Raw genomic sequence first — 2,599 nt, forward strand, 5'->3', positions numbered from 1 at the left:
GGAGGACATCTATACCCACGACACCAATGAGGGGCTTCTGCGGAAAAACGCCCCCAAATGCTATCAGGTCCTGTCCATGGCCCCGCCTCAGCGCGGCGCCGCTCTGGTAGGATCCCAGCCCCCGGCAGCAGAGGAGGAACCTTTGCCGGAGGAGGTCCCAGAGGAAGAGAGGGAGCCGGTGGAAAACGAGGCAAGTCTCTAAGAGATTGCGGGGAGGTTCTGGCCTATGAAATGTCCCTTTTGCGGTGGCGAGATGGAAGAAGGCCTTTTGATCAGCCGGGGCTGCAACTACTTTTTACCCAAGGGAGAGCGTCCTCCATGGACGGTCAAAAGCAGCCTGGAAAAGAAGAACGCCGTCCTCCTGCCCCCAGACCGGTGGGAGGTTCCCCCCAACTGGCCCCAGGCCCATTGCTGCCGGAAGTGCCGAAAGATCATCATCGACTATTGAACGCCGCCCCAGCGGGTGCAAAGCAGAAGAAAAGGGTGGAGAAACCATTTGGTTTCTCCACCCTTCGTTGTTTTTATCAGCGCCCGTCCTCTTTTTCATCCGGAGCCTCCTCCGGCGGGGGCGGGGGCAGAAGGACGGCTTTGACCCGGGTAATCCGGCGTTCCGCAATGCTGGTGGCGGTAAAGCGCACCCCGCCCAGTTCCACCGAGGGGGTTTCCTCCTCCCCAGGGATCCGGCCCAGCATATCGATGATCAGGCCGCCCAGGGTATCCACATCCAGCTCGGAGTCCTCCTCCACCAGCTTGACTCCCAGCTTCTTTTCCACATCGTCCAGGTCGGCGCCGCCGTCAATGGACCAGGTGTGGTCGTCGATCTGGTAGAACTCTTCCTCCTCGTCGTCATACTCGTCCTGGATATTGCCCACAATGGATTCCAGCACGTCCTCCATGGTGACAATGCCGGAGGTGCCGCCATATTCGTCCACCACCACAGCCAGCTGCATCCTCCGCTCGGTGAACTGGGTGAACAACTCCTTTAACCGGGTGGATTCGGGGACAAAGAAGAGGGGGCGCAGGTAGTGTTCCACGTGGAACTCCGGAGCGCTGCCGCCGCTGATCAGCTTGAGCAGGTCTTTGACATAGATGACCCCCACAATGTTGTCAATATCCTCCTGATAGACCGGGATTCGGGAATAGCCTTCGGTGATGGCCACATCCAGCACCTCATCCAGAGAGGAATCTATGGGCACCGCGGAAATTTCGGTGCGGTGGGTCATGATCTCCTCCGCCGTGGTGTCGTCAAACTCGAAGATGTTGTTAATCATCTCCTTCTGGCTTTCCTCGATGACCCCTTTTTCGTTGCCCACATCCACCATCATCCGGATTTCCTCTTCGGTGACCAACTCCTCCTGGCCTTTGGGGTCAAAGCCCAGCAGCTTGGAGAAGGCGTTGGAAAACTTGACCGTCACAAACCGGAAGGGCCGGGCAATGTGGAGGATGAGGGTGAGCAGACCTACTGTGGCAAGGGCCACGCCCTCCGGGTTTTTCCCGGCGATATTCTTGGGCAGATAGGTGGCCAGCACCAGGACGACAAAGCAGGTGACAAGGGCGATGGCCGCCGCCAGCAGGGTGCTGGCCAGCCCCTGGGACAGCCCCAGGGAGGAGAGCCAGGGCCAGAGGGCCTGGTATCCGGTCAGGGTGGTGAGGATGGTGATGAGCACCGTAAAGAAGTGGGAGAGCAGCAGGGTGCTGTCCCCATAATTGGTGGGCTCGCTGGTCAGCTTGGCAATCCGCTTTGCCTTTTCGTTGCCCTCGTCGCACAGCTTGCGGATCCGGGCGTCCGGGAACAGGACAATGGAGGTCTTGCTGCACATAATAAACGCCTTGAGAAAGAGGGCCGCCAGCAGGATGACCAGGCGGAGCATGAAATTACCGTCGGGGTCCATGATAAAACTCCTTTGTGTTCAAAATAATAAGAATCTATGGGTATAATTAAGTATATTATACATCCCTCCCAAGACCTCTGTCAATTTCCCCGGCTCCCGCCGGGGGAAGTCGCGCTGATGTGTCAATCGCAACGTAATTGCGGGCATCGCGGGCAGCGAGTCGCCGCTGCCAAATCGCGGATAGGCACTGGCGGTAACCCATTCGCGTGAGACGCGGCAATGGCGCGGACAAGACCAAAAGCGCGTTTTGCCCGCCGGTAGGCGCGCGTGAGCCGCGACAGTGTTGCAGATAAAACCCGGGGCGCGGCATGCCGCCCGCTAGGGCAAAGCCTCATGGGCTATGTATGAAGTAATGTATGGAAAATCTCCTGCTATTTCTGCATGAATTCTTAGTTTAGACACCTTCCCGGATAGCTTGACATACACCATATTTAGGTATATCGTGAAACTAATTAGGGCTTTTTATTGTTTTCTTAGAAAGGAAGACTGATATGAAAAAAATATTATTTATCAACGCTTGTATTAGACCTCATTCACGCACCCTTTTACTGGCGCGAGAAGTGCTGAAAAAGTTAGATGGCGAAATAGAAGAAGTAAATCTTTGTCATGAAAATATTTATCCCCTTGATTGGGAACACTTGGAAGAAAGAGACCAGCTTGTTATGCAAAAGGATTTTTCAGCCCCAATATTTAAATATGCAAATCAA

Annotated in this window: 3 protein-coding genes and 1 pseudogene; 3 read left to right on the forward strand and 1 reads right to left on the reverse strand. The window is 55.4% G+C overall.

Annotated features, from left to right (window positions below):
• On the forward strand, nt 1-202 hold a 202-nt coding region (locus ACZ25G_RS08610; protein WP_463682164.1), incomplete at its 5' end, for a hypothetical protein.
• Nucleotides 203-226: 24 nt separating this feature from the next.
• Nucleotides 227-448 (forward strand): PF20097 family protein, encoded by a 222-nt coding sequence (locus ACZ25G_RS08615; RefSeq protein ID WP_463682165.1) that lies wholly within the window; start codon nt 227-229, stop codon nt 446-448.
• Between the two features lie 76 nt (nt 449-524).
• Here ACZ25G_RS08615 and ACZ25G_RS08620 read toward each other — a convergent pair whose 3' ends face one another.
• A complete protein-coding gene (locus ACZ25G_RS08620; RefSeq protein WP_191482945.1) occupies nt 525-1,892 on the reverse strand; it encodes a hemolysin family protein in 1,368 nt (455 codons plus the stop codon).
• A 491-nt stretch (nt 1,893-2,383) separates the two neighbouring features.
• Between ACZ25G_RS08620 and ACZ25G_RS08625 the strand changes: the two are divergent.
• Nucleotides 2,384-2,599: pseudogene (locus ACZ25G_RS08625) on the forward strand (NAD(P)H-dependent oxidoreductase); the annotation flags it as partial.

This window comes from Zongyangia sp. (assembly GCF_965361945.1).

Coding starts and splice junctions, on each gene's coding strand:
- ACZ25G_RS08620 (WP_191482945.1), bottom strand. CDS start 1,892: ATGGACCCCGACGGTAATTTCATGCTCCGCCTGGTCATCCTGCTGGCG.
- ACZ25G_RS08615 (WP_463682165.1), top strand. CDS start 227: ATGAAATGTCCCTTTTGCGGTGGCGAGATGGAAGAAGGCCTTTTGATC.